The organism is Spirosoma pomorum, assembly GCF_054776615.1.
The window spans coordinates 932,158-957,868 of record NZ_BAAHBP010000001.1 but is presented as its reverse complement, the minus strand read 5'-3'; the positions used below and the strand labels follow the sequence as shown (position 1 = coordinate 957,868).

24 protein-coding genes and 1 pseudogene are annotated in these 25,711 nt (G+C 51.9%); 11 read left to right on the top strand and 14 right to left on the bottom strand.

From position 1 onward, the window contains the following. Positions 1-24: 24 nt before the first annotated feature. Positions 25-477 carry a hypothetical protein gene (locus ACYVAD_RS04010; protein ID WP_461138166.1) on the bottom strand — a complete coding sequence of 151 codons (453 nt, stop codon included), beginning with the start codon at positions 475-477 and terminating at the stop codon, positions 25-27. 179 nt (positions 478-656) lie between these two features. Here ACYVAD_RS04010 and ACYVAD_RS04005 point away from each other — a divergent pair. Together ACYVAD_RS04005 and ACYVAD_RS04000 are read left to right on the top strand one after the other, a co-directional pair. Next, a pseudogene (locus ACYVAD_RS04005) lies at positions 657-1,045 on the top strand (GxxExxY protein). A gap of 91 nt (positions 1,046-1,136) precedes the next feature. Then, the gene (locus ACYVAD_RS04000; RefSeq protein WP_461138165.1) at positions 1,137-2,108 is read left to right on the top strand and encodes an aldo/keto reductase; all 972 of its coding nucleotides are present in this window, start codon (positions 1,137-1,139) and stop codon (positions 2,106-2,108) included. Positions 2,109-2,246: 138 nt separating this feature from the next. Here the strand turns inward: ACYVAD_RS04000 and ACYVAD_RS03995 are convergent, their stop codons facing one another. From ACYVAD_RS03995 to ACYVAD_RS03980, 4 genes are all read right to left on the bottom strand, one after another. Continuing rightward, positions 2,247-2,525: a hypothetical protein gene (locus tag ACYVAD_RS03995; RefSeq protein WP_461138164.1), complete on the bottom strand. Its 279-nt coding sequence runs from the start codon at positions 2,523-2,525 to the stop codon at positions 2,247-2,249. Positions 2,526-2,692: 167 nt separating this feature from the next. Beyond that, a complete protein-coding gene (locus ACYVAD_RS03990; RefSeq protein ID WP_461138163.1) occupies positions 2,693-5,326 on the bottom strand; it encodes a glucosidase family protein in 2,634 nt (877 codons plus the stop codon). A 113-nt stretch (positions 5,327-5,439) separates the two neighbouring features. Beyond that, entirely contained in the window at positions 5,440-5,949 is a 510-nt protein-coding gene (locus ACYVAD_RS03985) for a DUF1905 domain-containing protein (RefSeq protein ID WP_461138162.1), read from the bottom strand. Positions 5,950-5,967: 18 nt separating this feature from the next. Continuing rightward, positions 5,968-6,984: a helix-turn-helix transcriptional regulator gene (locus ACYVAD_RS03980; RefSeq protein WP_461138161.1), complete on the bottom strand. Its 1,017-nt coding sequence runs from the start codon at positions 6,982-6,984 to the stop codon at positions 5,968-5,970. Positions 6,985-7,226: 242 nt separating this feature from the next. On the opposite strand from ACYVAD_RS03980, the gene ACYVAD_RS03975 reads away from it, so the two are divergent. From ACYVAD_RS03975 to ACYVAD_RS03955, 5 genes are all read left to right on the top strand, one after another. Next, positions 7,227-7,658 (top strand): pPIWI_RE_Z domain-containing protein, encoded by a 432-nt coding sequence (locus tag ACYVAD_RS03975; protein ID WP_461138160.1) that lies wholly within the window; start codon positions 7,227-7,229, stop codon positions 7,656-7,658. 42 nt (positions 7,659-7,700) lie between these two features. Further along, the gene (locus ACYVAD_RS03970; protein WP_461138159.1) at positions 7,701-9,059 is read left to right on the top strand and encodes a WGR domain-containing protein; all 1,359 of its coding nucleotides are present in this window, start codon (positions 7,701-7,703) and stop codon (positions 9,057-9,059) included. Position 9,060: 1 nt separating this feature from the next. Further along, on the top strand, positions 9,061-9,309 hold the full coding sequence (locus tag ACYVAD_RS03965; RefSeq protein ID WP_461138158.1) for a hypothetical protein: 249 nt from the start codon (positions 9,061-9,063) through the stop codon (positions 9,307-9,309). Positions 9,310-9,413: 104 nt separating this feature from the next. Then, positions 9,414-9,875, top strand: a complete 462-nt coding sequence (locus ACYVAD_RS03960; RefSeq protein ID WP_461138157.1) for a pPIWI_RE_Z domain-containing protein — start codon at positions 9,414-9,416, stop codon at positions 9,873-9,875. Positions 9,876-9,976: 101 nt separating this feature from the next. Beyond that, positions 9,977-10,909 carry an HNH endonuclease gene (locus ACYVAD_RS03955; RefSeq protein WP_461138156.1) on the top strand — a complete coding sequence of 311 codons (933 nt, stop codon included), beginning with the start codon at positions 9,977-9,979 and terminating at the stop codon, positions 10,907-10,909. Between the two features lie 102 nt (positions 10,910-11,011). On the opposite strand, the gene ACYVAD_RS03950 is transcribed toward ACYVAD_RS03955, so the two are convergent. From ACYVAD_RS03950 to ACYVAD_RS03930, 5 genes are all read right to left on the bottom strand, one after another. Then, positions 11,012-11,482: an RES family NAD+ phosphorylase gene (locus ACYVAD_RS03950; protein ID WP_461138155.1), complete on the bottom strand. Its 471-nt coding sequence runs from the start codon at positions 11,480-11,482 to the stop codon at positions 11,012-11,014. Between the two features lie 6 nt (positions 11,483-11,488). After that, a complete protein-coding gene (locus tag ACYVAD_RS03945) occupies positions 11,489-12,037 on the bottom strand; it encodes an antitoxin Xre-like helix-turn-helix domain-containing protein (protein ID WP_461138154.1) in 549 nt (182 codons plus the stop codon). Positions 12,038-12,278: 241 nt separating this feature from the next. Continuing rightward, a complete protein-coding gene (locus tag ACYVAD_RS03940) occupies positions 12,279-13,943 on the bottom strand; it encodes a glycoside hydrolase family 13 protein (protein WP_461138153.1) in 1,665 nt (554 codons plus the stop codon). A gap of 99 nt (positions 13,944-14,042) precedes the next feature. Beyond that, positions 14,043-16,913 (bottom strand): TonB-dependent receptor domain-containing protein, encoded by a 2,871-nt coding sequence (locus tag ACYVAD_RS03935; RefSeq protein ID WP_461138152.1) that lies wholly within the window; start codon positions 16,911-16,913, stop codon positions 14,043-14,045. Positions 16,914-17,352: 439 nt separating this feature from the next. After that, complete coding sequence (locus tag ACYVAD_RS03930; protein ID WP_461138151.1) at positions 17,353-18,054, bottom strand: hypothetical protein; 702 nt, start codon at positions 18,052-18,054, stop codon at positions 17,353-17,355. A 299-nt stretch (positions 18,055-18,353) separates the two neighbouring features. On the opposite strand from ACYVAD_RS03930, the gene ACYVAD_RS03925 reads away from it, so the two are divergent. Then, on the top strand, positions 18,354-18,791 hold the full coding sequence (locus tag ACYVAD_RS03925) for a hypothetical protein (RefSeq protein ID WP_461138150.1): 438 nt from the start codon (positions 18,354-18,356) through the stop codon (positions 18,789-18,791). A 4-nt stretch (positions 18,792-18,795) separates the two neighbouring features. Here ACYVAD_RS03925 and glmS read toward each other — a convergent pair whose 3' ends face one another. Continuing rightward, on the bottom strand, positions 18,796-20,637 hold the full coding sequence (gene glmS, locus ACYVAD_RS03920; RefSeq protein ID WP_461138520.1) for a glutamine--fructose-6-phosphate transaminase (isomerizing): 1,842 nt from the start codon (positions 20,635-20,637) through the stop codon (positions 18,796-18,798). A 150-nt stretch (positions 20,638-20,787) separates the two neighbouring features. After that, positions 20,788-21,591, bottom strand: coding sequence for a glycogen/starch synthase (locus ACYVAD_RS03915; protein WP_461138149.1), 804 nt, complete (start codon positions 21,589-21,591; stop codon positions 20,788-20,790). A 180-nt stretch (positions 21,592-21,771) separates the two neighbouring features. On the opposite strand from ACYVAD_RS03915, the gene panC reads away from it, so the two are divergent. Then, entirely contained in the window at positions 21,772-22,611 is an 840-nt protein-coding gene (gene panC / locus ACYVAD_RS03910) for a pantoate--beta-alanine ligase (RefSeq protein ID WP_461138148.1), read from the top strand. Between the two features lie 72 nt (positions 22,612-22,683). Here panC and ACYVAD_RS03905 read toward each other — a convergent pair whose 3' ends face one another. After that, on the bottom strand, positions 22,684-23,391 hold the full coding sequence (locus tag ACYVAD_RS03905; RefSeq protein WP_461138147.1) for a M15 family metallopeptidase: 708 nt from the start codon (positions 23,389-23,391) through the stop codon (positions 22,684-22,686). A 106-nt stretch (positions 23,392-23,497) separates the two neighbouring features. Here ACYVAD_RS03905 and ACYVAD_RS03900 point away from each other — a divergent pair, with 106 nt between their 5' ends. Both ACYVAD_RS03900 and ACYVAD_RS03895 read left to right on the top strand, forming a co-directional pair. Continuing rightward, positions 23,498-24,733 carry a nucleoside recognition domain-containing protein gene (locus ACYVAD_RS03900; RefSeq protein WP_461138146.1) on the top strand — a complete coding sequence of 412 codons (1,236 nt, stop codon included), beginning with the start codon at positions 23,498-23,500 and terminating at the stop codon, positions 24,731-24,733. Positions 24,734-24,791: 58 nt separating this feature from the next. Beyond that, positions 24,792-24,962: a hypothetical protein gene (locus tag ACYVAD_RS03895; RefSeq protein WP_461138145.1), complete on the top strand. Its 171-nt coding sequence runs from the start codon at positions 24,792-24,794 to the stop codon at positions 24,960-24,962. A 2-nt stretch (positions 24,963-24,964) separates the two neighbouring features. On the opposite strand, the gene ACYVAD_RS03890 is transcribed toward ACYVAD_RS03895, so the two are convergent. Next, positions 24,965-25,627: a DUF1345 domain-containing protein gene (locus tag ACYVAD_RS03890; RefSeq protein ID WP_461138144.1), complete on the bottom strand. Its 663-nt coding sequence runs from the start codon at positions 25,625-25,627 to the stop codon at positions 24,965-24,967. Positions 25,628-25,711 lie beyond the last annotated feature (84 nt).

Sequence of the window (25,711 nt, the reverse complement as noted above, 5' to 3'; positions counted from 1 at the left end):
GTCTTTTTTGTGGAGTCTGTCTTCTTACAACGGCTGTTTCTTTTTGCCGAACTGATAGGCAATGCCTAAAAAGGATTGCAGACTACCGAGCTTAAAATCCTTCCGGGCGTACGGCGCAATTTCGAACGCCACACGTAGGTTAGGCACGAACGGAATAGGTTTGACGCGAACGCCGACTTGGAGTGAATAGCCTTCCAGTACGTCGCGGTTATCCAGACCATTAAGCGGGTTGAACCGTACACCGAGGCCCGTATAGTAGTTGATTTGCTCCTTGCGGACTACGTTAATCAACGGGCAGATGGTCGTGCTCAGGGATGCGAAGACTGTGTTGGTTTGCACCCGGGCATCTACCCAAATAAGTCGGTCTGAGTTACTACTGACCGAAACGAAGTTGTTGAATGGGTAGTAGGCCACCGATGCCTGACCGAAAGCCGACGCCGATACGCTGAGTAAAAGAGCGATGAATAGGTTTCTCATAGCTGCAAAACAACGACTTTTCGGTTAGATAATGTAGCTTAAGAAATAACCAATTGTATGCAAGTGCCAGTACAGATTTCCTTTATTAAACACAGAGGCACAAAGTACGCAGAGGTGCAGGTGGGGATTTGACTTGTGTGTGCTAACGCGCTAATTTGACCTGTTTCCCACCGACATGACTGAAAAATAACTACAATACGCTCAGCAGGGCCATTATTGGCGCTTGCATTGAAGTTCATCGGGAGCTTGGGCCGGGGCTGCTGGAAAGTATTTACGAAGAATGCTTAGCTTTTGAATGGCAGGAGAAAGGTTTTACGTAGAGCGCCAACTCGAGTTGCCAGTTTTGTATAAGGGACAGGTCCTTGGTAAAACATTTGTCATGGACATCGTTGTTGAAGAAATGATTGTCCTGGAGTTGAAAGCCGTTCAGGCATTATTGCCGATTCACGAAGTACAGCTAATGACTTACATGCGGATGGCGCAATTTAAACTCGGTTTGCTCATCAACTTTAACGTAGAGTCGATGCGAAATGGCATTGTGCATAAAATCAATGGTTGTCTTGATTGAATCAACAAAAGTTCAACACAGAGGCACGGAGAACGAAAACTCTGTGACCTCCGTGCCTCTGTGTTGAACAAAAATTAGTAAACCCTTATATATGAATTATCGTACATTCGGCCGGACGGGCTGGGACGTTTCTGAAATTGGTTATGGCATGTGGGGCTTGGCGGGCTGGACCGGCTCCGAGCGGGAAACCGTTGACAAAGCACTGGATCTCGCCGTGGAGCGGGGTTGCAATTTCTTCGACACGGCCTGGGGCTACGGTGAAGGACTTAGTGAACGAATTCTGGGCGAACTGCTGAAACGTAACGCCGATAAGAAGCTATACGTAGCCACTAAAATTCCTCCCAAAAACCGCATCTGGCCGTCGAAGCCCGAGTTTAAACTAGAGGATGTATTTCCGAACGATTACATCGTAGAGTATGTCGATAAGAGCCTGCAAAATCTGGGCGTTGATACAATCGATTTGATGCAGTTTCACGTCTGGGAGGATAACTGGGCGAAGCAGGACGAATGGCAGGAAGCCATTACCCGGCTGACAGAACAGGGAAAAGTGCAGGCTTGGGGCATCAGCATCAACCGCTGGGAGCCGGATAATTCTCTCAATACACTGCGTACGGGCATGATCGACGCCGTGCAGGTTATTTACAATATCTTCGACCAGAACCCGGAAGACCGTCTCTTCCCGCTTTGTAAAGAACTGAATCTGGGTATTATTGCTCGCGTACCGTTCGATGAGGGTACGTTGACCGGTACGTTCACGAAGGAAACGACCTTCCCCGCCGAGGACTGGCGATCAACGTATTTCGTACCCGAAAACCTGAATAGCAGTGTCGAACATGCCGATGCCCTGAAACCACTCATTCCCGACGGCATGACCATGCCTGAAATGGCGCTGCGGTTCATTCTGAGTAACCCGGATGTGCACACGACGATCCCTGGTATGCGCCAGCTACGTAACGTGGAAGCCAATACGGCGGTTAGTGATGGCCGTGGTCTTTCGCCCGAACTCTTGCACGAGCTGAAAGGTCACCGCTGGGATCGCACCCCAACCGAATGGAGTCAATAGATTAGAAGGAAGGGGAGAAGAGGGAAAACTGAGCAAAGGAAATGTTCCCTTTTTCGATTGCTAATGTCGTAGCAGGTAGAAAATAGATACCTGCTACGACACTAATGAGCAATACGTTTTCTTTTCTGTGGATGGCCATTATGACCGCGAAAGGAGAACGGCTACAGCTCCAACCAGAATTGCCTCAATGATCCAGACGTACAGCGTGTTCTGATTGGCCAATCGGCGAATCAGAAAATGAACGCCAACGCAGCCGAGTAGTAACGGCAACCCCAGTACAATCAACAGGCCATAATCTCGCTGTTCGGCCTTTGTCCCGTTGACGGTGTGCGACAGCCCGTCCAATATCCAGTAGATACCCAATAGTGCACCCAGCGTCAGCGGGGTAACCCAGCTAAAAACTTTCTCAAGGTCCATAGCATCGTTCGATGGTTTAGCTCATAAACAATCAAAGGCCAATAAGGGATTTTACTAGCCGTATTGATCCGGCTATGTCTTCGTTTTATGAAAAGAGAGGGATAAGGAGAATAGCCAAAGGCATTTTCCTTATCCCTCTCCTCCATTCTCCCTTTCCTCCCTCTAATTTACAACACCGCTACCAGCGCCGACCAACCTGTTTGGTGACTGGCACCGAGGCCGCGGGACGTATCGCCGTCGAAGTGTTCGTAGAACAGCAGTAAGTCTTTGAAGTGCGGGTCGTCGCGGTACTGATCGTAAGGGCCGTGGGCAGGACGACAACCTTTTTTGTCGCGTCGGAAAATACTCCAGATATGATCCGTCAGAAAATCGGCTGCCTGGGTTAAGTTTCCTTCGTTGCCGCTGCCGACGGGCAATTCGACTTTCACCTGATCGCCGTAGTATTTGCCGAATTCACGCAGTGCACTGACGATCATGAAATTCATGGGTAGCCAGACAGGGCCGCGCCAGTTTGAGTTGCCACCGAACATGCCCGAATCCGACTCGCCGGGGACGTAATGGATTTCGTACTGTTCGCCCGCCAGTTCCTGCTCAAGTGGTGTTTCGTACACTTTCGACAGTGAGCGAATTCCGCCCGGCGCGAGCAACTCCTCTTCGTTGAACATATAGGTTGACAACCGTTTCAGCTGATCGCAGGACAACAGCGAGAAGAGAATGCAGTTTCTGTCGGGGTCTTCCTCAACAACAATGTAACAAGGTTTTTCGTCTTTCTTGTCCTGCAAATACTGCTGAACGCGCTTGTAGAAAGTGGGAAGCGCCTGGGCCTTGTCCTGATCCATTGTCATAACGCAAAAGAGATTCGATAGACCCACCATCGAGCGGATAGCTAACGGAATACTGTCGCCATTGGGCAGGTGGAGCACATCGTACGAGAAACCGTTGTTGCTTTCGTCATCGTCGCCTTTGATCCAAAGCGTAGCAATTTCCTGGAGGGCATCGGCAATATGAATGTAACGCTCAAAATAGTAGACCGCCAGCGATTGGTACGTAACGGGGTCGTCCTGGGCCAGTTCCAGCGCAATCCGCATCATGTACACTGTATAGGTCGCCATCCAGGAGGTAGCATCGGCCTGATCGAGCGTACCGTCCCCCGGAACCCCTTCGCTCCGGTCGAATAGACTAACGTTGTCAAGACCCAGAAATCCACCCTGAAACAGGTTGTTGCTTTTGCCACCAGCCCGCGTTGTCCACCATTCGTAGTTGGCCCGTAATCTATTTTGCATGATGCGCAGAAATTCGACGTCACGCTTGCCGGTACTCTTCAACTCCTGGTCATAGAATAGCCACGACAGGCCACCGCGCAGGGGCGGGTTATTGTCCGAGAAGTTCCACTCGTAAGCCGGTAGCCGACCGTCGGCCGCCTGGTAAGAAGGATCCGCCAGGAGATATAACTGCTCTTTGGCGAATTGAAGATCGACTGGGGTCAGTGCCGTGGCGTGGAAAGCCAGATCCCAAGCGGCAAACCAAGGATACTCCCACTTATCGGGCATCAGCAGAATGTGGTGCGCATTGATGTGTTGCCAGTCTGAGTTACGGCCGTGCCAGCGTTCGGGTGGGGGCATCGGCTGCCCGGCATCCCCCCGTAGCCAGTCACCGATGTTGTAGTCATAGTACTGTTTGGACCACAGTAAACCCGACCACGCCTGGTGCTTGATCTGCGCGTCTTCGGGTGTGGCGCCCGGTGTCAGTGCGGCATAAAAATCGTTCGTCTCCTGCTGACGTTCCGCAAACAGGTCATCGAAGGCGTCAGTCAGGGGCGAGTCTACCAGTTCGCGGTGTAGTCGAAGACGAAGCTCGACGGAGGCCCCAGCTTCAACGGTGAAGCTATACAGGGGCGCGCACTTGGTTCCGTCGGGTTGCTGATCGAACGGGCCGTAGTTGCCGGACGTAACGGCTTCGTGAAAAGCATCTTTTACGAACGGACTGTTATTTTCCCGGTCGAACACCCGCTGCTCGTTGGTTTCGTTCTCCGTCATCAACACGCGCTCGGGGGCCTGGAAGCTCAGTACGTAATTACCCAGTCGAGGGTGAATGGCCCGGACGTGATGGATCTCGTCAGCGCTGTTGTCCATACGCTCGATGCGGGGCTTATCGCGCTCGAGGCCAAATGTCCACCGATTACGAAACCAGAGCGTTGGAAGTACGTGCAGGGGCGCGGCTTCGCTGGCGCGGTTATGAATTGTTATCCGAATGGCGATGTCATCAGGGCTACCCTTCGCGTATTCGATGACGACGTCAAAATATCGATTGTCATCGAACAGCCCCGTATCCAGCAGTTCGTATTCACCATCCTTGAACGAGCGACGTTTGTTTTCGTCGATTAACTTCTGGTAAGGAAAGGCCTTCTGCGGGTACTTGTACAGCATCCGCATATAACTATGCGTGGGCGTGTTGTCGAGGTAATAATACAATTCCTTTACGTCCTCGCCGTGGTTGCCCTGCTCATTGGTCAGGCCAAATAATCGTTCTTTCAGGTACGGATCGTTACCGTTCCAGAGGGCAAGCGCGAAGCAAAGGGTTTGCGTGTCGTCCGAAATGCCGGCCAGACCATCCTCGCCCCACCGGTACGTTCGCGAGCGGGCCATCTCGTGCGGCAGGTAATCCCAGGCCGAGCCGTCGGCGCTGTAATCTTCCCGGACGGTACCCCACTGGCGGTCACTCAGATAAGGTCCCCACTGATACCAATTCTCTATTTTCTCCCATTGCCGTTCAAGGCGTTGCTGTTCAATAGTAGTGTTCATATTGATGCTACTACGATTGACGGGAAAGGTTTGTCGGAAGTCTACAAATTCTTTAGAATTACGTACTTATTTTTAAGGGTTTACCCACAACGTGACTATAATTAACTGGCCAATCAGGCTCGTACTTTCTTAAAATGCCGGATCATCTCACCGTAACCCAGCCCCAGGGCTAACCCCGTTACTGCCTGCGTAAGGCGTTTCGTTTTGGTGTCGATGGTTTTGGCACTCTCGATCCAGTTGCTGAAATACTGCTGGTGCCCCTTGGCTAGCGTGTTGAAAAATTTCAGCGCGGCTGGCTCGTCTTCCAGACAGGCGATCAAGTCCGGGGAGATTGGAAATGGATCGGTATCGACATCGAGGGAGACCTGAACGGTTGCGCCGACTTCCTTGCGAATGCCCCGACGCATGGTGGCGTTAACGGCGATGATAAATTGCCCGTCGCCCATGGGCACCAGCGCGACCTGTTTTATCGCGTAATTATCCAACGTGCCTTTGACCCGATATGATGTTTTCTGACCTGGTTTCATGGCGTCACTGACAGCAGTTGGAAGCGTTATATACGTCCATCCAGTTTTTTCGCCTTTCTCATCGAAGCGCTGGAGTAGTGCCGTGAAGGTGTGCATAGGAGTGAAGCGTTTATATCAATACCGAGCTAACGTTGCCTGTATGGATTCCGTCAGCGCCTGTACCAGACTAGGGGGCTGCATCACCTTCAAATGATCACCGTAACTACGTAGGTGCATCAGTAAATCGCGGTTGGGGGCTAGGCGAAGCTTAACGACGCATTCCGTTTCCGTATCGCTCAGAATCTCCTGCGTCTGGTGAATGGGCTTGGCTTTCACGTAACGCCCGAACAGGGGCGTAAAGGATAGAATAATCTCCTCGACCGGCCCGCTGCTGTCCGTGATGCCGTAAATATGTTCGAACAGTTCGCTGACGTATTCCAGTACGTTCGGTGGTACAGAGCAGACGTCGTCCAGTAAGGTCAGATCGCTCATGCGGTCCAGGGCAAAGGTTTTCTCGCGCTGGCTCTCAGCGTCGTAACCGATAACGTACCAACTGTCGGCCACCTCACGCAGCAGGATCGGATGAAGATTCCGAAGCCGGTGCTCGGGTTCGGCGTTTTCATGTTTGCTGTACCGAAATGTAATCTGCCGGTTCTGGTTGATGGCCCGGATCAGAACGGGGACGTACTGCCGGTTTTGCCCTAGAATCCGCTCTTCGACGTAGACGACCCGGCGCGTCAACGTAGTGCCCTCATCGCCGTCGCGTTTCACCTCCCGGATAATGTCCAGGCTCTGCCGCACCTTCTGAAGGGCGTTGGTCAGCTCATTGGCAACGGTGGCCCCCTGCGTGGCGGCCAGTACCTCGCGGGCGTAGTCGAGCGCTTCCATATCGTCGGGGCTCAGCATGAGCCGTAGGAGCCGGAACTGAGGGTCGGTGTAGTAATAACCGTTACGTCGTTTGTCGTAAGCGATGGGCGCGTCATGGTCTTCGCGCAGGCGCTGAATGTCCTTTTCCAGCGACGACATCGACCGGATGCCGCACTTATCCCGGCAGATGTCGAACAGTTTCTGCTTGGAAAACTGACGCGGGTAGCGACTGATAATCTCGTCGATAATGCGGTAACGCTGAAAAGCAGATCGGGTGATGGGCATGGTTTTTTAGGAGGAAGGGGAGAAAAGGAGGATGGAGGAAAGGAATTGAAGAAGCAGGCATAAGTCCCGACATTACTCCTGTCCGTTATTACGTCTTGTCCCTCTCGTCCCTTTCCTCCATCCTCCTTTCCTCCCTCGTTCTACAATTCTCCGAAAAAAAGTTTCAAAAAAAAAGTAGGACGTAAAAAGATTACGTTCTGGCGGCTAGAACTTTGTTCTGTGAATTTTAAACAACACTACTAATGAACACTCTCTTTCAACCCCAAACGCAGCACCAGGCGCTGCCCCGTACCCCCGCCGTATCACGTCAGTCGAAACGTGTAATGCTTTCTGCTCAGCAACTGCTGGACGTTGAACTGGGGTTGTATCTGCTTTCGCAACTACTCCCCACCGCCCCGCCGGATGCCCTCCCGAATTTGCTGACGGACAACAGCCGCTCGTTCCTGGATGGTCCGACCTGGACGCCCCGCCAACACCGACTACTTAATCGGGGCCGGACGATTCTGAGCCACATCCAGCAAAGCTGTGTCTGGAACGCACTGCTTGATGCGTACGTAGCTATTCCCCAACGGTTGCAGGCCTACGACATCAGCGCCGACCGCAGTCGGTTCGGGGAGAAAACCGTTGGGTTCTTCCGCAATCGCATCATTACGTTACGTCAAACTGTTGCCTGATCCGCTTTCCGCTTCATTCCTTCGCAATCCACCTTACCTACGATGTTATCCAGCCTCCTGCAACCAATCATCGACTGGGCAAATCCCGGCTCGGCCCTTCAGCAAATCAAACCCGCTGCCAGAGCGGCTACGTCGGTCAAATCGACGGCGGCCCAACCATCGGTTCAGCCAACTCCGGTACCACCCAAACCCCGGCGCGTTGCCAAGCTGATTATGGTGACGGCCCAGAACAACAATAAGTTTTATGAGATGCGGGAGAACGACGGCGATACGTTCACCGTACAATACGGCCGCGTTGGCGGTTCGTCGGCCACGGCGACGTATCCGATGAGCCATTGGGACAAGAAAATCCGTGAGAAAGTAGCCAAAGGGTATGTCGATCAGACCCATCTGTTCGCGGAAACAACAGCGGCTACGGATGCCAGCAGCATCAACGATCCGGCAGTGCGTGGCATCATGAGTCGCCTGCTTGACCTGGCCAACCAGTCCATCCGGCAGAATTACGTTGTGTCGGCGCAGCAGGTAACCCGCAAACAGGTCGAAACGGCTCAGCGGTTGCTGGACGAACTGGCTGCGCTGGTTGGGGGTGGCCTGGACATTCAGACCTACAACCAAAAGCTGCTGGAACTCTTCAAGATCATCCCGCGACGGATGACCAAGGTTAACGATCACCTGGTGGCGCAACTGCCTCAATCAGCGGACGAGGTGCAGACCTTACAGGATCGGCTGGCCGGTGAGCAGGACACGCTCGACGTTATGCGCGGTCAGGTGGAGTTGAAACAGACGGACGACAAACCTGAGCAAGTATCGTTGCTCGACTCGCTGAATCTGACGATGGAAGCGGTCACTGACGAGCGCATGCTAAAGCTCATCAAGCTAATGATGGGTACCGACGCCGATAAGTTCGATGCTGCGTTCAGCGTTCGGCAGGCCCACACGCAGAATGCTTTCGATACGTACGTAAGCGGGCAGGCAAACCAAAAGACGCAGTTGCTTTGGCACGGTAGCCGCAGCGAAAACTGGCTGTCGATTCTGAAAACGGGTCTGGTATTACGTCCGGCAAACGCAGTCATTACCGGCAAGATGTTTGGCTACGGCATCTACTTCGCCGATCAGTTCAGCAAATCGCTCAACTACACGTCGCTGCACGGATCGACCTGGGCGAGAGGCTCGCAGAAAGAAGCGTATCTGGCTATTTACGAAGTCCACGTGGGCGAGCAACTGGTGGTAAACAAACACGAGGCCTGGCACATGGAACTCGACGCCGACCGCCTGCGGAACATCGACACCAAGTACGACTCGGTCTACGCGCAGCGCGGGGTGAGTCTGCTCAAGAATGAATTCATCGTTTACAATTCTGCTCAGTCCACCATCCGGTACATGGTAAAAATTAAAAGCTAAGATGAACGCAGCCCAAAAGAAAATCACCCCAGCGGCCGTGCGCCGTGCCGCCACAACACTGATTCTGGCAGAGGGCGGAACAACCTCGCTCATCGTTAAACAATTCCTGCGAAACCGGGGCTACCAGGCTTACCAGGCCGACATTTCGAAATGCCTGTTTGCGCTGGCTCTGAAAGAAGGCTGGGCCATAAATGACAACGGCATGTTTCGGGTGTATTACTTCCCGACGCTGGGGCTAATGCCTCAGTAGCAGACGCTTCGGCGTATCGTAAAAAAAAGTTTATGTTTTTAGAAGAGCGTAAAAACGTTACGTTCTTCTAGGTGTAAATTTGATTAACAAACAACAACATACTAATGAACGCCGTATTAACCTCCGCTTATCCTACTGCTAGCCCGGCTCTAAACGGTCTGCTGAACTGGCAGGAGCCGCTGGTAACCCGGTTACGTCATCGCCACGCCCTACCGGGTATGGTGGCGAATCGGTTGCTAAATGTCGAGCTGGGGTTGTATCTGCTGGCCGAGCTGTTGCCGCTCTGCCCACCCCACTCGCTTCCTGATCTGCTGAACGGCCAGGGAGCCGCCTACAAACAGCGGCCGATCTGGTCACCCCGCCAGCACCGGGCGCTGAACCGGGCGCGGGCGTTGCTGGCTCCCTACCGGGACCGGTCGGTCTGGTACAACGCCCTGGACAAGTACGCTACGTTGCCGCCAACGGTTCGCGCCTTCTCGATCAGCGTGCGCGGTGGCTGGAACCCCGATGTGAGCAGCTACGTCCTGCGCGAGCGCCTACAACTGTTCCAGGGCGCGCTGGCGTAAGTCTATCTCATCATTTTCATAAACCCGTCTCTATCGTTTAGGGGCGGGTTATTTTTTAGCAGGCGATAGCTTTCATGTAGTGCTTTGCCATATCTTGGAATATGGAATACTATTTGGGGCAGACAGACTGGAAATGGTACGACTATTTACGGCAGCGATCGCCTGAGGATATAAACTTTTGGCGTCCCGGAGGGAACAGTGCGTTCCGGGCGCTTCGTTCAGGTGAACCTTTCTTACTTAAACTAAAAAGTCCCCACAATGCCATTGGAGGAGTCGGTTTCTACAATGCCCAAAGTCAAATACCACTTTCTACAGCTTGGGACACGTTCCAGTGGCGTAATGGATTCGACACAATTGACGAATTTCGAACAGCTATTCAATACTACCGCCGAGACAAAGAGCGAAACCCAATTATAGGTTGTATTGCCATCACTAATCCTGTATTTTTCAAGAGAGAAGATTGGATAGCAGTTCCAGAAGATTGGAGCACCAATATTGTGCAGGGGAAAACATATACGACCAATAACGCGATTGGCCTTATACTCTGGCAACGAGTTGAATCACTATTGAGGGATTATCTTGACGAGACGCCCGAGATAAACACGTTGCCAAGCGTAGCGGACGATCGGCCAGCATATGGAAATCCGGTACTTCGAAAAGTGCGCATTGGGCAGGGGGCTTTTCGGTTATCAGTTATTGACGCTTATCAAAAGCGATGTGCAATAACAGGGGAGAAAACCTTACCCGTGTTAGAAGCCGCTCATATTCGTCCATTTGCTGAAGCTGGTCCGAATCAAGTTACGAACGGTTTATTACTCCGATCAGACATGCATAAGCTCTTCGATAATGGCTATATCACAATTACTCCTGACTACCGAATTGAGATCAGTCAACGTATCAAGGAAGAATTTAATAATGGTCGAGAGTACTATCAGTATCATGGGAAAAACATGCTAGTTCTGCCTGCTACTGAAGTTAATCGTCCATCGAAGCTCTTTTTAGAATACCATAACCAGGCTATTTTTCGGCCCTGACGTCAAGAGTTAGTAAAAGTGTTGTTGTATACTGGCTGAATTAAAGCGAGCTTTCTGTCTATCGTCTATCACGGCTCACATCGTTACTGCTCTTCTATAAAATTACCTCACTAGTCTACCATTCAATGGTAGCGGACGCTGGCCTATGACCTCTATCTGGGCGAACGCTGGATGTTGGGGATGTAACAGCAAATTGTATGAGGTATCAATGATGACCGAGGGAACAGCAATAGCCAAAGAAAACGGGTCGAGAAGCCAGTCAGCCAGGATGGTTTGAGTTTCGGCAAGCGTGCCTGTTCGCCAGTAAGGTGGTAATCGGTTAGGGGAAAGCCAGAAAGTTGCGTTGTTCAGTTCGTCGGGTAAACGAATGGTACTAAGCCAGAGTTGAGGCAGTTCAGCCAACGTTAGTGGGGGTAGGTGAACGAGCGTTTCAAGCAAGGCTAATTCGGGGGTGCGACTGGTGTACAGAATACCTCTTCCTTTAGGATTCCACCGGCCGCCGTATCGTTGGCTGCCAATAGCGGACAAGGGATCGGCATGGTATGGCTCTTTATTGATACGAAAGACTTCCATGCCTCTTTACCCAGCGATGCCCCATTCGATTCGACCCAGTACATCATCCACTAACGAAAATCCAGATACCGTATCCAGCACTGCTAACGGCGACTGGGGGATAACTGATTCTGATGAATCTGCATTCAATAGCTCCGATGCTGCTTCGTAGATTGGCATAGGTTCCTGAAAACTCCCCATCTCGCGCACCGGTATAGCTTGCTTGGCTACCGGCCCCTCACGATAGCCTAACTCATGCAGGGGTGTGTGCAGCCAACGGCTTAATAGATCGGCTCGGCCATCAAAAACCGTCAACCCGTGTTGAATCAAGCGTTCGAGTAACAACAGTCGTTCACTGGCTGCCAGCGTCAGCAGTTCATTGACTTGTTTACCATGTAATCCTCGAACCGACATACCTAGAATATGCGCCATTTCTTTGTCAGTCAAACCAACAAGCCTAGCAACTTCATCGACACGACGACGTAACACACCTTCGCGAGCCTGTTGAATAAGCTCTGATATAGGACGCTGATACGTTCTGTTGGACGATTGGCGCGATAGTTGGGAAGCATTCATGTTTAATTGGAAAGAAATACAATGCAAATTTACACAATAAGAGTGGCTAATTTGCACTTTACAAACTAAAGCCTTCAAATCAGCAAAATGTGTACATATTGTGATGTATAGTACACGCTAAATCTTACCATCCGACAATACAAAGCCTGTACAGTGTCCTACTAGCTTTGAGTCAGACGTATACCATTCATCCCCCAGTTTATCAGCAGGCACGTCGGGAAGGCATTTCTGTTTGAGTGAGCTATTGCAGCGCTACTAAAACCCTAGCCTCATACGGCCGCAGCGCCAGCGCAGGCGTTACGTAGTTCGATAACACTAACTCACCGATTTCAGCTTCCGGGACGTAAATTTCGTTGGGGGAGAAGTTCGCCAGTACGATTATGCGGTCATTGTTCAGTACGCGTTCGTAGGCCCAGACGGTCGGGTGATCGGGGAGAAGATCGTTGTAGGTGCCGTCCCAGATGGCGGGCGTTTGCCGACGCCAGCGAATGAGTTGCTTATAAAAACTCAGAACGGAATCGTTCCGAACCTGCTGATCCGCTACGTTGATCGTCGGGTAGTTGGGATTCACTTTGAGCCAGGGCTGGCCGGTGGTGAATCCCGCATTACGTCCGTTGGACCACTGCATGGGCGTCCGGGCGTGATCGCGGCCGATGTAATTGACGGATTGAAGAAAGTCTGCTTTCGATACCTTGCCTGTGCTGACCAGTGCTTTGTAGGCGTTCAGAACCTGCACGTCGTTAAACTCAGTGATGTCAGCAAACGGACAGTTCGTCATCCCAATCTCGTCGCCCTGGTAGATCGTTGGTGTTCCGCGCTGGGTCAGCAGCACCGTAGCGAGCATCGTTGCCGACTCATAGTGAAACTGATCGACGTTGCCAAAACGGGATACCGAGCGCGGATTGTCGTGGTTCCCGAAATAAATGTTCTGCCAGCCATCGCCGGTCTTGTTGTCGTTTTCCATAGCCCGGTCCCAAGTGTCGAAAACGTGTTTCAACTCCAGCAGCGTAAACTCCGGGGCAGGTTGCGAAAAATGCTGTTCGTCGCGGGGAATGGCGTGTCCGAAATGATAGATCATGTTCAGTTCCCGCCGGTCTTCACCCACGTAAAGCCGGGCCTGCTCCGACGAAATACCCACGCCCTCGCCAATGCTGATGCACTCGTACTGGCTCAAAACTTCCTGGTTCATTTCCCGTAGAAACTCATGCACCCGCGGCCCGTTGGCGTACACTGACGTATCACCGAAACGGCCAGGCGGGAAATCTGGAAAGGTCTGTTCCTTAGAAATAAACGGAATGACGTCCATTCGGAAGCCATCAACGCCTTTGCCGAGCCAGAACCGCATCATCCGGTAGACTTCCTGTCGCAGTGCCGGGTTCTCCCAGTTTAGGTCCGGCTGTTTGTCGAGAAACAAATGCAGGTAATACTCGCCCGTTGCTTCATCGAAGGTCCAGGCTGGGCCAGAGAAAATGGAAACCCAATCATTAGGTGGCTGATGATTCGCATTATCTCCCGCTTTGGGTTCACGCCAGACATAGTAGTCTCGGTACGGGTTGTCTTTGCTTTTCCGGCTTTCGGCGAACCACCGGTGCTCGTCGGAACTGTGGTTGACAACCAGGTCCAGCATCAGCCGCATGCCCCGCTTGTGCACACCCGCCAGCAGTTCGTCGAAGTCGTCCATGGTACCGAACTCGGGCATGATACCTTCGTAATCGCTGACGTCATAGCCATTGTCGGCGTTGGGGGAGGGAAAGATGGGACTCAACCAGAGGAGATCGACGCCGAGATCATGCAGGTAATCCAGCTTTTGGATAATGCCCACCAGGTCGCCGATTCCATCGCCGTTGGCATCGTTGAAACTTCGGGGATAAATCTGGTAGATAATGGCGGACTTGAAATCGGGCATGAGACTGGCTTAAATCGATTACTCAATACCATAAACAAAACAGGCGGGATTGTGTCCCGCCTGTTTTTATCGCACCATTTGTTGTTCTAGTCAAAAACTTTACCGCATCAGTTCATCGAACGTCCAGCTCAGGTAATATAAGCCGCCAATCTGGGCGAGGCCGTAACCCTGTGCGTAGTACTTGTTAAGCATGTTCGTTGCGCCGAGTTTAATGGTCGACTGGAGCGCTGGTACGCGGTACGAAACCTGCCCATCGAGCGTAGCCCAGGCGGGCAGCCACACATCGCCCTGCGTAATGCCCTGTTCGTACCAGGTGCGGTTTGTCCAGCGGTAAACGAGTGACGCGCCCAGCCGATTGCTCAGATGCGGGTTGCTCAGGCTGATGCTGTACCGATTATCCGGGGTATTGAAATAGGTGCGGCCGAGTTGCAATACCGCTGGGTCGCTTATTTTACGTCTGGATACCGGCGCGCCTGACCTGTCCTTGATTACGTTGCCCTGCGCGTCGAGCAACGTAATGGCTCCTGATTGGAAGGCGTAATTGCCGCTCAGGGTAAAATCCGCGCCTAGGTTGTAGGACAGGCTAATGCCACCCCCGTTAACAAAGACGTTATTAGGGCTATTTTGGTAAAGCTGGAGTGTTCGATAGGCTTGCGTAGCGGTTGTGCTGCGAAAATCCGTCAGCTGTCCGCCCGAATTAAGTTGATAGAGCGATTGCTGCGTGATCAGGTCGGTATAGCGGCTGGCAAAATAGTAAGCGTCGATGTAGAGCTTTCCGTCCACTTCCGTGCGATAACCAACCTCCCAGGTATTCACTTGTTCGGGTTTGATGAGAGCCGGTCTGTAGGCCCGGCTCTGTAACTGACTGGCCGTGATCGTCTCCGAGACATACGTCGTTACGTCGGCGGGTAAATAGCCTGGACTGGTAACTAATCGGGCGGACTGAGCCGTTGAGGTTAACCCACCAACGTCCCCGGAGACACCCGCGGCTGGTAAAGAAAACAGTTCAATCGGCGTTGGATTCCGGAAGGCAGATTGCCAGGAAGCCCGGAAGTGATGATCGCCCAGACTCAGAACGGCCGAAAACCGGGGCGAAAATACACCATCAACGTACTGGTTCTTGTCGTACCGGATCGAAGCCATCGGCTTGAACGTAACCGACTCCCCGAACTTCAGGGCTTTACCCGCTTGGATATATGCACCCTGCTCATTGATGGTGTACTCGTTACCGTCGGATTGAAGCGCGAAGAGGGTACCACCCGTGTAGAGGGCGTATCGTCGAATATTTCCGCCGATGGTCAGATCAAAGGCATCGTTGAACAGCGACGAGAAGTTATACATGCCTTCGTAATGATACAGCGCTGAATTGTCGCGGAAACGGGTTCCTGTCGTATCAAGCAACGCGCTCCGTTCGGTATTGTAAACGGCCGTAATACCATCACGCGCCGACCGGAAGTTAGCCGAGCCTGGCAGGTACCTGTTACGGTCGGCCTGATTCCGGGCTTCTCCGACGCTAACTTTGTTCTCGACATATACCTGCCCAAACTGCGCGGCCCATTGGTTGAGCGGGCTCCAGGCGTTGTTGATCGCTACGGCTGTCTGGCCAATATTCCAGCCTTCGCCCTGTTGCTGGGTTGTGTACGCGCGCAGAAAAAAGTTGTCGCCTTTTAACTCGGCCTTGAACTGATGCCGCTGGTAGTTGGGGAAGTAATTCCGGTAGTTGCCGGTGCTGATAAAGTTACCGTTGCCGTAGTACCAGCCCAACGATGCTTCGACGCTACGCCCCAGTTTGTAATGCAGGGACGCATTGGCGCGGTTGTTATAGACCTGGCCGTTATTACCGATCAGATCCACTTCGTTGTAGCCCGACCGTGTAACGGACTGGTTCCGCAGCAGCGTATTGGCGTAGTTCGTCGGGAAGTTGTACTGACCACCCGCGTTGACGTCATCGCCGTAGCGGTTGACCGCGTCGAATTGAAAATTGGTAGCGGCATTGTTGTTCGGTACGTAACTGACGCCGGTTGCCAGCCCCCCCCGGTCGGGATTTGTGCTCAGGAAACCAGGACGAGATCGAACGGAACGATCATTGTAATCGTCGGCAATAAAATCGGTACCGGAGACCCGCTGAAAATTCACTTTAAAGGCAAAGCGTTCGCCCAGCCGGGTTGCGTATCGGAAGCCGTAATTAGCATAGCCTTTGGGGCCAAAATCGGCCTTCCCCAGGTTATTCATGCCCACCATCATCTGGGCGCTTAACCCCTGGTGCGTAAAAGGGCTCTTGCTCGTCGTTGATAGCAATCCCTGCATGGCATCGGGGCCGTAGAGTGCCGATGCTGCCCCCGAAACCAGTTCGATGGATTCGACGTCAAGATCGGGTAGCCCCGCTACGTTACCGAAGCCAAAGCCCAGGCCCGGCGAGCGGTTATCCATACCGTCCGTATGTTGTACCAAACGCGTGTTGCCCGGCGAACCAAAGCCCCGTACGTTGACTGAGCTAAACAGCATGCTATTAGTCATCAGGTCGACGCCTTTCGTGTATTGAAGCGTACCGAAGGCCGTTGGCGAAGGGGAGTTGGCAAAATCCTGTGACGTTAATTTCTCAATCGTTACGGGGGCTGAGAGCAGTTCTTCCGGGAAGCGACTGGCGGCAGTGACCAGATTACCCACTACTTCAATATCCTTGACCATCCGCACCGAGATGCTCCGAAAATTGTTGCCCTGAACGCTGATATCCTGCCGACGGTAACCGGTGTACGATACGAAAATCGTCAAGGGTAGGTTGGCCGATGTTGTCATCGAAAATCGACCATCGGCGTCGGTCTGGACACTCGTTGGCAAGCCCCGGATGGTGATCGTTGCGCCTTTGATGGGCTGGTATTGCTCATCGACGACCAAGCCCCCCAGAGTTAGCTGGGCGTAAGCCGACAGGCTTCCAATCAGGAAGAATAAGAGAATAGACAGTTGCTTCATACAATGGGTTACTAAACGGTCTTGTCGCTGCCGGATTAGGTATTTTTAGCCCTAGCAAAAAGTGTGACGAAATGAACGGGTACCGCTTAAAAAACAAAAATAGTCGCCGACCATGAATTAGTGATGTATCTAGCTAAATGCCCAAACACACCCGTCTGTTCACAAATTACCAGGTTCTGGCCGTGGTTTACAGGCGAGTAGTCGTTGATACGCTGCTTAGTAATTTATAAAATATCTAGCATCCGGGACGATTTTGCGTCGCCCGATAACCACTAGTAACCAATTTATGTTATTCATTACGTAAAGCCAATATTTCTTTACGTACCGGGCTGGTATATACTAAACCATCTTTCTCCCGGCATCGGGTATTATTGATGAAACAAAAAAGCCGACCTGTCTGCAAGAGATGAGTCGGCTGTCTTGAGTAAGAACAATTGTACTAGGCGGCTCGGTGGCTTTGGGGCCGCCGTAGCGTAGTAGTGCGGGGTGTAGCGCTATTCGTCCGAAAGTCGTCCATAACCTGATCGGAAACGAAACCGGCGTGGTGAGCCCTTTTCAGAACGTAATCGAAAGGCAGGTTAAAATAGGTCGATACTTCGTTGCGGAAGCTGTCCGGGAAACGCGATAGTTTGAGGCCGAAGAACTTACGAATCTCGTCTTCAGGAAGCATGGCCGCCAGGGCTGACCGCTCTGCTTCCACGAGTAACTCCGACCGGGTTGGATACAGATGTTCCAGACCAATCGATGCCGTCAGAATATTCAGGAAAAGATTCTTGTACATGGGCGATAGTTCGGCGGGCAGAATAAGCCAGCCCTGCTCCCGGAATTTAGCCGAGAATCCCGTCAGTCCCTGTTCCCCGCGAATCTCGCCGGCAATCAGCTCGGCCGGAAACTGCAATCGCTCCGTGCCCGCTTCCTGTTCACTTTTCTTCAGGCGGAAAACCACCGCTTCGACGGGGCTTTTCTGAAATAATAAGTCGGCTGGGATAACCTGAGCGCGTTCCCACTGATCGGTCATGCGCATGAACAGGCTCTCGTTGACGGGAAGATTGTTCGCGCTTCCCAGACTGACCAGCATACGCCGGAAAGCCGCCAGAAAATCAATCTGTAATTGACTGGGGTTATTACGTCCTCGCTTCATAAAGTTAAGGCACCAACACGTTGGCCAAGGGCCTGAGAATCGGTGTCATTAGTCAGTTGTTTGTTGCTCTAAAAAGAACAATAAAGGTAGGAATAAAGTGCTGAACGACAAAGGTATTTAGGGGATATTCGTGCTGCTTAAAGCACTGATAACACTACCGTAAAGATGTGTTATTTGCCGCGGATAATAACGGGCAGAAAGAAGTGTCTGATGGCTGGTACCTGACGCGTTTTTGTTCTATGGATCACGCACCAACCCTTTGCCGCCAGGTGGGGTCTTACTGAAAAAAATAGACGTAAATGAAAGCCGTTCCGATTCTACTGGCCCTTGTTGGGCTGCTGAGCTGCCGCCCTGATCTGGTCAACCCCGAAAATATCACCCAGATAGAATACTATATGGGTGGCGGCTTTGCCGGGGTTTCCTATAAGATCACGCTGAATGATGCTGAGCAGCGCTTTCAGGCCCGGCAATGTGACAAAACAATCTCGTATGGTGACTGGCGTACGTTGCTAACGGACTTCAACACGGCAGAATACAAAAGCCTGCCGGAAAAAGCCGAGCAAGAATGCTGTGACCAGTTTTTTTACAGCCTGGATATTACGACAGAAAAGAATACGTATCATCGGGAGTGGAGTACGTTCATGGTTGTTGGTGACCGTAAATTACCCCAATCGATCAGTCAGTTGGCGGAAACACTATCAGACAGGGCCTGGGTCGAAGCCCAGGCCTGTCGTTAATCATTTATTCGACGGTTACCGATTTTGCCAGGTTGCGAGGCTGATCGACGTTACGTCCGCGCATTACGGCGATGTCGTAAGCCAGCAACTGTAACGGAATGACTGATACCAACGGCATCAATATTTCGTGTACGTTCGGAATTTCGATGGTGAAATCAACCATACCCGCGAGGTGCGTATCGCCTTCGGTCGTGATCGCAATGACCCGTCCTTTCCGCGCTTTCACTTCCTGAATATTCGACACGACTTTCTCGTACGACGAGTCTTTCGTTGCCAGGACAACAACAGGCATGTCTTCGTCGATGAGCGCAATAGGACCGTGCTTCATCTCAGCGGCTGGGTATCCCTCGGCGTGGATGTAGCTGATCTCCTTTAACTTTAACGCGCCTTCCAGGGCCACGGGGAAATTGAGGCCCCGGCCCAGGTAAATGAAGTTACGGGCGTAGGTGAAGATGTAAGCAATCTCCTTGATTTTGTCGGCGGCCTGCAACACTTTCTCGACCTTGGCCGGAATACTTTCCAACTCAACCAGCAACTGCCGAAACAAGGATTCCGAGATCATGTCTTTACGTTTGGCCGCTGCCAGCGCCATCAACGTCAGGACGGTTACCTGCGCGGTAAAGGCTTTGGTACTGGCTACGCCAATTTCAGGCCCGGCGTGGGTGTAGGCTCCCGCGTGAGTAGCGCGCGCAATGGACGAGCCCACTACGTTGCATACGCCGAAGATTGTAGCTCCTTTCGATTTGGCTAGTTCGATGGCGGCCAGCGTATCGGCGGTTTCACCCGATTGCGAAATGGCGATCACAATGTCACCCTCATTGATGATTGGATTGCGGTAGCGAAACTCGGACGCGTATTCAACCTCAACCGGAATTCGGGCCAGCTCTTCAAAAATGTATTCGGCCACCAGACCCGCGTGCCAGGACGTACCGCAGCCGACAATAACGATACGTTGTGATTTGGCTAGTTTGTCCAGGTAGTCGCGCAGACCGCCCAACTGCAACGTCCCTGCGTCGGCCTGAACGCGTCCGCGCATGGAATCGGCAATGGAGCGCGGTTGCTCGAAAATCTCCTTGAGCATGAAATGGTCGAAACCACCTTTTTCGATGGCTTCCAGCTCCAGTTCAATTTTGTGGACGTAGGGCGTTGTGGTCGTATTATCGAGCGTAACGACTGTAAGTGCGCCGTTGTTGATGACCGCAATCTCGTAATCGTTGAGGTAGATTACGTCCTTCGTGTACTCAATGATGGGCGTAGCATCGGATGCCAGAAAAAACTCGTTTTCACCCACACCAATGACCAAGGGCGACCCTTTCCGGGCGGCAATTAGCTGGGTTGGCTCGGCCTGGTTCATGACCACGATGGCATAGGCGCCAACGACCTCCTGCAACGCCAGCCGGACGGCATCTTCCAGCGAACTTCCGGCAGTATTTTCCCAGATGTCTTCGATAAACTGTCCGAGTACTTCGGTGTCGGTTTCGCTCTGGAACGTATGGCCTTTTTTTAGTAAAGCCTGCTTAATGGCCGCGTAATTCTCGATGATGCCATTGTGAATAATGACCAGCTTGCGGTGAAAGGAATAATGCGGGTGGGCATTGACATCGTTTGGTTCACCGTGGGTGGCCCAACGGGTGTGTCCCATCCCAATCGTGCTGCTGGTGTCTTTACTGGCCAGCTCCTGCTCCAGCGCAGCTACTTTACCTTTCTTCTTGTAGACCTGGAGGCCGTTCTGATTCATCAGCGCCACGCCCGCGCTGTCGTACCCTCGATATTCAAGTCGTTTCAGGCCTTTAATGACCAGCGGACAGGCGTCCCGGTGACCGACGTAAGCAACAATACCACACATAGTTTTCGGATGCTGCACGAGGCAGCTCATAGGTTTAAACTAAACGAGACTCGTTGCCAGTAAAGTAAATACAAAAAGCCGGATGGCCGGCTTTTTGTAAAATCATGTCGCTGCGAACGAATCCCGCTTTCTATGCCGAGCCTGATTAAATTAACCAGCTAGTTGCGTGTATAAGTTGAAATAGCGTTCGGTAACGTCGTTCTCTTCTGTTTCGAATTTGTGTTCGGGCAGGTCGTTCAGGATGGCGTTCAGGCTTTCGCTCGATTCCTCTTCGGCCCGGACAACCGCGTCGGCGTACGTACAGCCAATGCGGATAAAGCCGGGGAAGTCGGCCGTTTTCAGTTCGGTCAGCATCGAATCGTCGATGTCCATCATGCGCGCCTTTTCGAGAATATCACCTTCGAAACGGTGCTCAAATGCGTTATTGTACACCGTGAAAACCGACTTGGTGTCCTTGAACATTGGGTCGTTTTTGTAGGTTGTTTTGAGATACAATGGAATCAGTGCGGTCATCCAGTCGTTGCAGTGAACGATGTCAGGAGCCCAGCCTAATTTCTTGACGGTTTCGAGCGCGCCTTTGCAGAAGAAAATAGCGCGTTCGTCGTTATCGTCATAAAACCGGTTTTCTTTGTCGTGGAAAACATACTTCCGCTGGAAGTAATCTTCGTTATCGATAAAGTACACCTGTAACTTGGCCGTTGGAATGGAAGCAACTTTGATGATGAGTGGCTTCTCTTCGTCGCCCACGGCAATATTGATACCTGACAACCGCACTACTTCGTGTAACCGGTTTTTGCGTTCATTAATCAGCCCGAACCGCGGCACCAGGATACGGATTTCCATGCCCCGCTCTTGCATAGCCTGCGGCAGTTTGCGGACGAAATCGGCGACGTCGGACGTTTTCAGGAAAGGATTAATTTCGCTGGCAACGTAAAGGATACGAAGTTTGCTCATAAAACGGGAGGAGTGTGTTGTCTGAGAGACCTAAAAAACTTGCAAAATTATACAAAATTTTCCCGTATTTCAATAAGATTTGTGCAAAAAAGCTCAAAAAAAGGCAACTTTCGGCCTCTAGTCGGTGTAACCACCTGGTTATACCGGTAACACGTAACACCGAGCTTGATCGACAGTTTTATGTTTCGCTTTTCCACTATCGCTGAGCTGCGCCAGCGCCTGAGCGCTGACCGCGCAACCAGTAAAATTGCTCTCGTGCCAACCATGGGAGCCCTGCACGAAGGCCACATCGCCCTGATTCAAAAAGCCCGTCAGGAGAATGATCTTGTCGTGAGCAGCATCTTCGTCAACCCGGTTCAGTTCAATAATCCAGATGATCTGGCGCGTTACCCCCGAACTCTGGAAGACGATTGTCAGAAATTGGAAGCGGCCGGTTGTGATGTTGTTTTTGCCCCTTCTGTGGAAGAAGTATACCCCGAGTCGCCCGTCATGAAACTGAGCTTCGGTGATCTGGAAACGGTGATGGAGGGAGCCTTTCGGCCGGGTCATTTCAACGGCGTTGGTATCGTCGTGGCGAAACTATTCAACATGGTGCAACCAGACCGGGCTTATTTTGGCCAGAAAGATTTGCAGCAGGTAGCCGTTATCCGCCGACTCATCCGTGATCTAAATTTTCCGGTTGAGTTGGTTGTCTGCCCAACCGTGCGGGAGGCCGACGGACTGGCACTGTCGTCCCGAAATCGTAATCTGACGCCTGACGAACGGGAACAAGCTCCGGCAATTTATGCCGCGCTGACTATGGCGCATGAACTATTACTGGAAGGACAGAGCCCGGCGCAGGCCCGGGCCTCCGTAACCGGCTATTTCAGTAGCCGGCCCGGTTTCCGGCTGGAATACGTTGAAACCGTCAATGCCGAAACAATGCAGCCCGTCGTCGAAGTACTGGCTCCTGGCCAGACGGCAATCTGCATCGCTGCGTACCTGGGCCAGACACGATTAATTGATAATCTGGTGTTTTGATGACTATTGACAGGATTATAAGATTAATCGGTTACTAACCGCGCAAATCCTGTAATCCTGTCTGAGGATATTCTACTCCACAATCCGGAACGCCATTTTGGCTTTTTCCCGCGAAATCGAATTAAAATGCCACCACTCAAACTCAATTCGGCTGAAACCGGCCTTGAGCATGGCATCACGTAAAATCTGCCGGTTGTCGATTTGCTTCTGCGTGAGTTTGCCCGCGGCCAACAGTTCCTTTTCGCGGGAGGGGTAGGCTAATTCGCCGAAGTAGTCATATTTAGTGCCCATGTCCAGTGGCTTCCCGTCGCTGGTAGCAACCGTCAAATCAACCGCACAGCCGTAATTATGAACAGAACCTTTGCGCGGATCGGCTACGTACTTCTGGCGTTCTGATTCGGGCATGTTGGGTAACGCATTCCAAAGTTTCCATTGGGCCGTCCGGGGCCGGGCAGCATCATACACCAACAAACGCAAATCCGGATGTTTATCCTGCAGGTATTTACTGGCGTTCGCGAGTTTTCGGGCGGTCATAGGTTGCAGATACGCCCGCGTTAGGTCGTCGTACACGTCTTTTCCCACAAAGTTGTCGGTTGTAGAATATTTCAACTCCACTAGAATACTGGGGTCCACGGTCTGCACATCAACCAGCCCCTCTTTGATCATTGCTTTTTCGAGCTTAGGCTGGGCGACCGTTGAAAGAGCAAAAGCGAGAAAGAACGAGGCCAGTGAAACACGCGTCAGCAGGCGATTGGGCCGTGTTGGAAACAGGAACTTCATGCGTTTAGATGATTCAGATGTACATTTTCTAGCGGATGATGCGTAAACTTACAGCATTTGGCGATCGTAAAGGCCATCGCTCGTTTGCTCACTCGCTTTTTAGACCGTGGCGTTAAACTACATCTGGGTTGCATTTTTTATTGTGGCGTTCGTCGTAGCGCTTTTTAAACTGATCGTTTTCGGTGATACCGAAATTTTCAAGACCATCGTCGAAGGGTTGTTCGATTCGTCGAAAGTGGCGGTCATGGATATCGCGTTGCCGTTGGCGGGGGTAATGACCTTTTTTCTGGGGTTGCTTAATATTGCCGAGAAGATTGGCGCTATTGGGGCGATCGCGCGGGTAATTGGCCCCTTCTTCAATAAACTCTTCCCTGAAGTACCGAAAGATCATCCCGCTAATGGGCAGATGATCATGAATTTTTCGGCGAATATGCTGGGCCTGGATAACGCGGCTACGCCTTTCGGCCTGAAAGCCATGCAAAGCTTACAGGAGTTGAACCCTACTAAAGAAACGGCCAGTAACGCACAGATTATGTTCCTGGTGCTGCACACCTCGGGCCTGACGATCATTCCGCTGGGCATCATGGCGCAACGGGCTATTCTGGGGGCTGCTGACCCGTCTGATGTGTTTATTCCTTGCCTCATTGGCACCTACGTCGCCACCGTTGCCAGTATCCTGATCGTGGGCGTAAAACAGCGCCTGAATTTGTTCAATCGAACGGTATTAGGCGGCATTGGGGGCGTAACTGTCTTCCTTGGTCTTGCCCTCTGGTATTTAGGCCAACTGCCCAAAGAACAGCTGGAAACGGTATCGAAGGTGACGGGAAATATTCTGTTGATGAGTATCGTGGTCGTATTCCTGATTGGCGCAATTCGGCAGCGGATTGATGTATTCGATACGTTTATCGAAGGAGCTAAGGCCGGTTTCGAAACCTCCGTCCGGATTATTCCTTACCTGGTAGGCATGCTGGTGGCAATCGGAGCATTCCGTAATTCAGGGGCGATGACCTACGTAGTTGACAGCATGAAATACGTTATCGCACTGACGGGGCTTAACACTGACTTCACGGACGCCCTGCCCGTCGCGTTGATGCGTCCACTGAGCGGCAGTGCGTCGCGGGCACTCATGATCGACGCTATGAAACAGTTCGGACCGGATTCGTTCGTGGGGCGGCTGAGCTGCATTTTTCAGGGGGCTGCCGATACGACATTTTACATCGTTGCGCTGTATTTCGGCTCGGTCGGTATCAAGAAAACTCGTTACGCCATCGTCGCCGGTCTGTTAGCCGACTTGATCGGTGTCATTGCGGGTATCGCGCTGGGGTATTTCTTTTTCCATTGAGCAAAAAAGCGGCTAGTCATGTTATAGAGCTAGCAACTTGTCTCAACAAATCAATTTAATGAATATCAATCAAGTCCGTGAACAACTACATCTGCTGATCGATGAAGTTGACGATATCTACGTATTGAATGGTCTGTATCGCACGCTGGTTTCTGACAAACGGCAGCGCGACGAATACGAAAAAGAACAGGCCGAGAAAGCTAAAAAGCAAGGCCGGGTAAAGCGCTGAGACTAAAGCATACTGGAAAGGCCACTGATGGTCAGCGCGATGATGATGGCATTGAATGCGAACGACAGAATGCCGTGAATCAGCGCCGTTCGACGCATTGGTTTTGAGCCAATCGCTACGTCGGATACCTGGCTGGTCATACCGATCACGAACGAAAAATAAGCAAAATCCAGGTAGTCCGGTTCAGAATCTTGGGGGAAATCGAGCCCACCGGGCCGTTTCTTCGGGTCTGGATTACTACCGTAATACAAATGGGCGTAGCGCAGAGTGAAGATGGTGTGGACCAGCGCCCACGAACTAATTACGGTGAAGATGGCCAGCAGCGTATGGCCCGTCTGATTGGCATCTGTAGTATGGCCCAGCATCGCTATTGCAGCGACTAAACTGGCCACGGCGGCCGAGGTAACTAAGAAGAGAATAAGCGTTCGGCTTGAATCTTCAAGCTGCGACAAGTGGGGAAAATCGCGGGGATGGACTAGCAGAATACTCAGCCACATCATAACCAGTGTGGTACCCGCAAAGACGAGCCACATCAGAATCAGCCGAACAATCAAGCTGGTGCTGTTGGGAAGCAACGCGAACGTGGTAACGGCCAGCGCAAGGGCAAAAAGAACTCGCTGATGCGAATCCAATCTGGCAATTCGGTGCGATAAAGCGGACAGCATAAGGGTAGCCGTGAAAGGTCATCTACTGGTCTTTCCTGCCGCAATGATACGACCTAAAGGCTAGCTTTTGCCCAGCGGCAGATA

Excerpts from the sequence above, each read along its gene's own strand:
- ACYVAD_RS03980 (WP_461138161.1), bottom strand. The coding sequence starts at position 6,984 with ATGCCCATCACCCGATCTGCTTTTCAGCGTTACCGCATTATCGACGAG.
- ACYVAD_RS03985 (WP_461138162.1), bottom strand. The coding sequence starts at position 5,949 with ATGCACACCTTCACGGCACTACTCCAGCGCTTCGATGAGAAAGGCGAA.
- ACYVAD_RS03895 (WP_461138145.1), top strand. The coding sequence starts at position 24,792 with ATGAATATCAATCAAGTCCGTGAACAACTACATCTGCTGATCGATGAA.
- ACYVAD_RS03925 (WP_461138150.1), top strand. The coding sequence starts at position 18,354 with ATGAAAGCCGTTCCGATTCTACTGGCCCTTGTTGGGCTGCTGAGCTGC.
- ACYVAD_RS03915 (WP_461138149.1), bottom strand. The coding sequence starts at position 21,591 with ATGAGCAAACTTCGTATCCTTTACGTTGCCAGCGAAATTAATCCTTTC.
- ACYVAD_RS03990 (WP_461138163.1), bottom strand. The coding sequence starts at position 5,326 with ATGAACACTACTATTGAACAGCAACGCCTTGAACGGCAATGGGAGAAA.
- ACYVAD_RS03905 (WP_461138147.1), bottom strand. The coding sequence starts at position 23,391 with ATGAAGTTCCTGTTTCCAACACGGCCCAATCGCCTGCTGACGCGTGTT.
- ACYVAD_RS03970 (WP_461138159.1), top strand. The coding sequence starts at position 7,701 with ATGTTATCCAGCCTCCTGCAACCAATCATCGACTGGGCAAATCCCGGC.
- ACYVAD_RS03940 (WP_461138153.1), bottom strand. The coding sequence starts at position 13,943 with ATGCCCGATTTCAAGTCCGCCATTATCTACCAGATTTATCCCCGAAGT.
- ACYVAD_RS03960 (WP_461138157.1), top strand. The coding sequence starts at position 9,414 with ATGAACGCCGTATTAACCTCCGCTTATCCTACTGCTAGCCCGGCTCTA.
- ACYVAD_RS03995 (WP_461138164.1), bottom strand. The coding sequence starts at position 2,525 with ATGGACCTTGAGAAAGTTTTTAGCTGGGTTACCCCGCTGACGCTGGGT.
- ACYVAD_RS04010 (WP_461138166.1), bottom strand. The coding sequence starts at position 477 with ATGAGAAACCTATTCATCGCTCTTTTACTCAGCGTATCGGCGTCGGCT.
- ACYVAD_RS03950 (WP_461138155.1), bottom strand. The coding sequence starts at position 11,482 with ATGGAAGTCTTTCGTATCAATAAAGAGCCATACCATGCCGATCCCTTG.
- ACYVAD_RS03930 (WP_461138151.1), bottom strand. The coding sequence starts at position 18,054 with ATGAAGCGAGGACGTAATAACCCCAGTCAATTACAGATTGATTTTCTG.
- panC (WP_461138148.1), top strand. The coding sequence starts at position 21,772 with ATGTTTCGCTTTTCCACTATCGCTGAGCTGCGCCAGCGCCTGAGCGCT.
- ACYVAD_RS03935 (WP_461138152.1), bottom strand. The coding sequence starts at position 16,913 with ATGAAGCAACTGTCTATTCTCTTATTCTTCCTGATTGGAAGCCTGTCG.
- ACYVAD_RS03965 (WP_461138158.1), top strand. The coding sequence starts at position 9,061 with ATGAACGCAGCCCAAAAGAAAATCACCCCAGCGGCCGTGCGCCGTGCC.
- ACYVAD_RS03955 (WP_461138156.1), top strand. The coding sequence starts at position 9,977 with ATGGAATACTATTTGGGGCAGACAGACTGGAAATGGTACGACTATTTA.
- glmS (WP_461138520.1), bottom strand. The coding sequence starts at position 20,637 with ATGTGTGGTATTGTTGCTTACGTCGGTCACCGGGACGCCTGTCCGCTG.
- ACYVAD_RS03945 (WP_461138154.1), bottom strand. The coding sequence starts at position 12,037 with ATGAATGCTTCCCAACTATCGCGCCAATCGTCCAACAGAACGTATCAG.
- ACYVAD_RS04000 (WP_461138165.1), top strand. The coding sequence starts at position 1,137 with ATGAATTATCGTACATTCGGCCGGACGGGCTGGGACGTTTCTGAAATT.
- ACYVAD_RS03975 (WP_461138160.1), top strand. The coding sequence starts at position 7,227 with ATGAACACTCTCTTTCAACCCCAAACGCAGCACCAGGCGCTGCCCCGT.
- ACYVAD_RS03890 (WP_461138144.1), bottom strand. The coding sequence starts at position 25,627 with ATGCTGTCCGCTTTATCGCACCGAATTGCCAGATTGGATTCGCATCAG.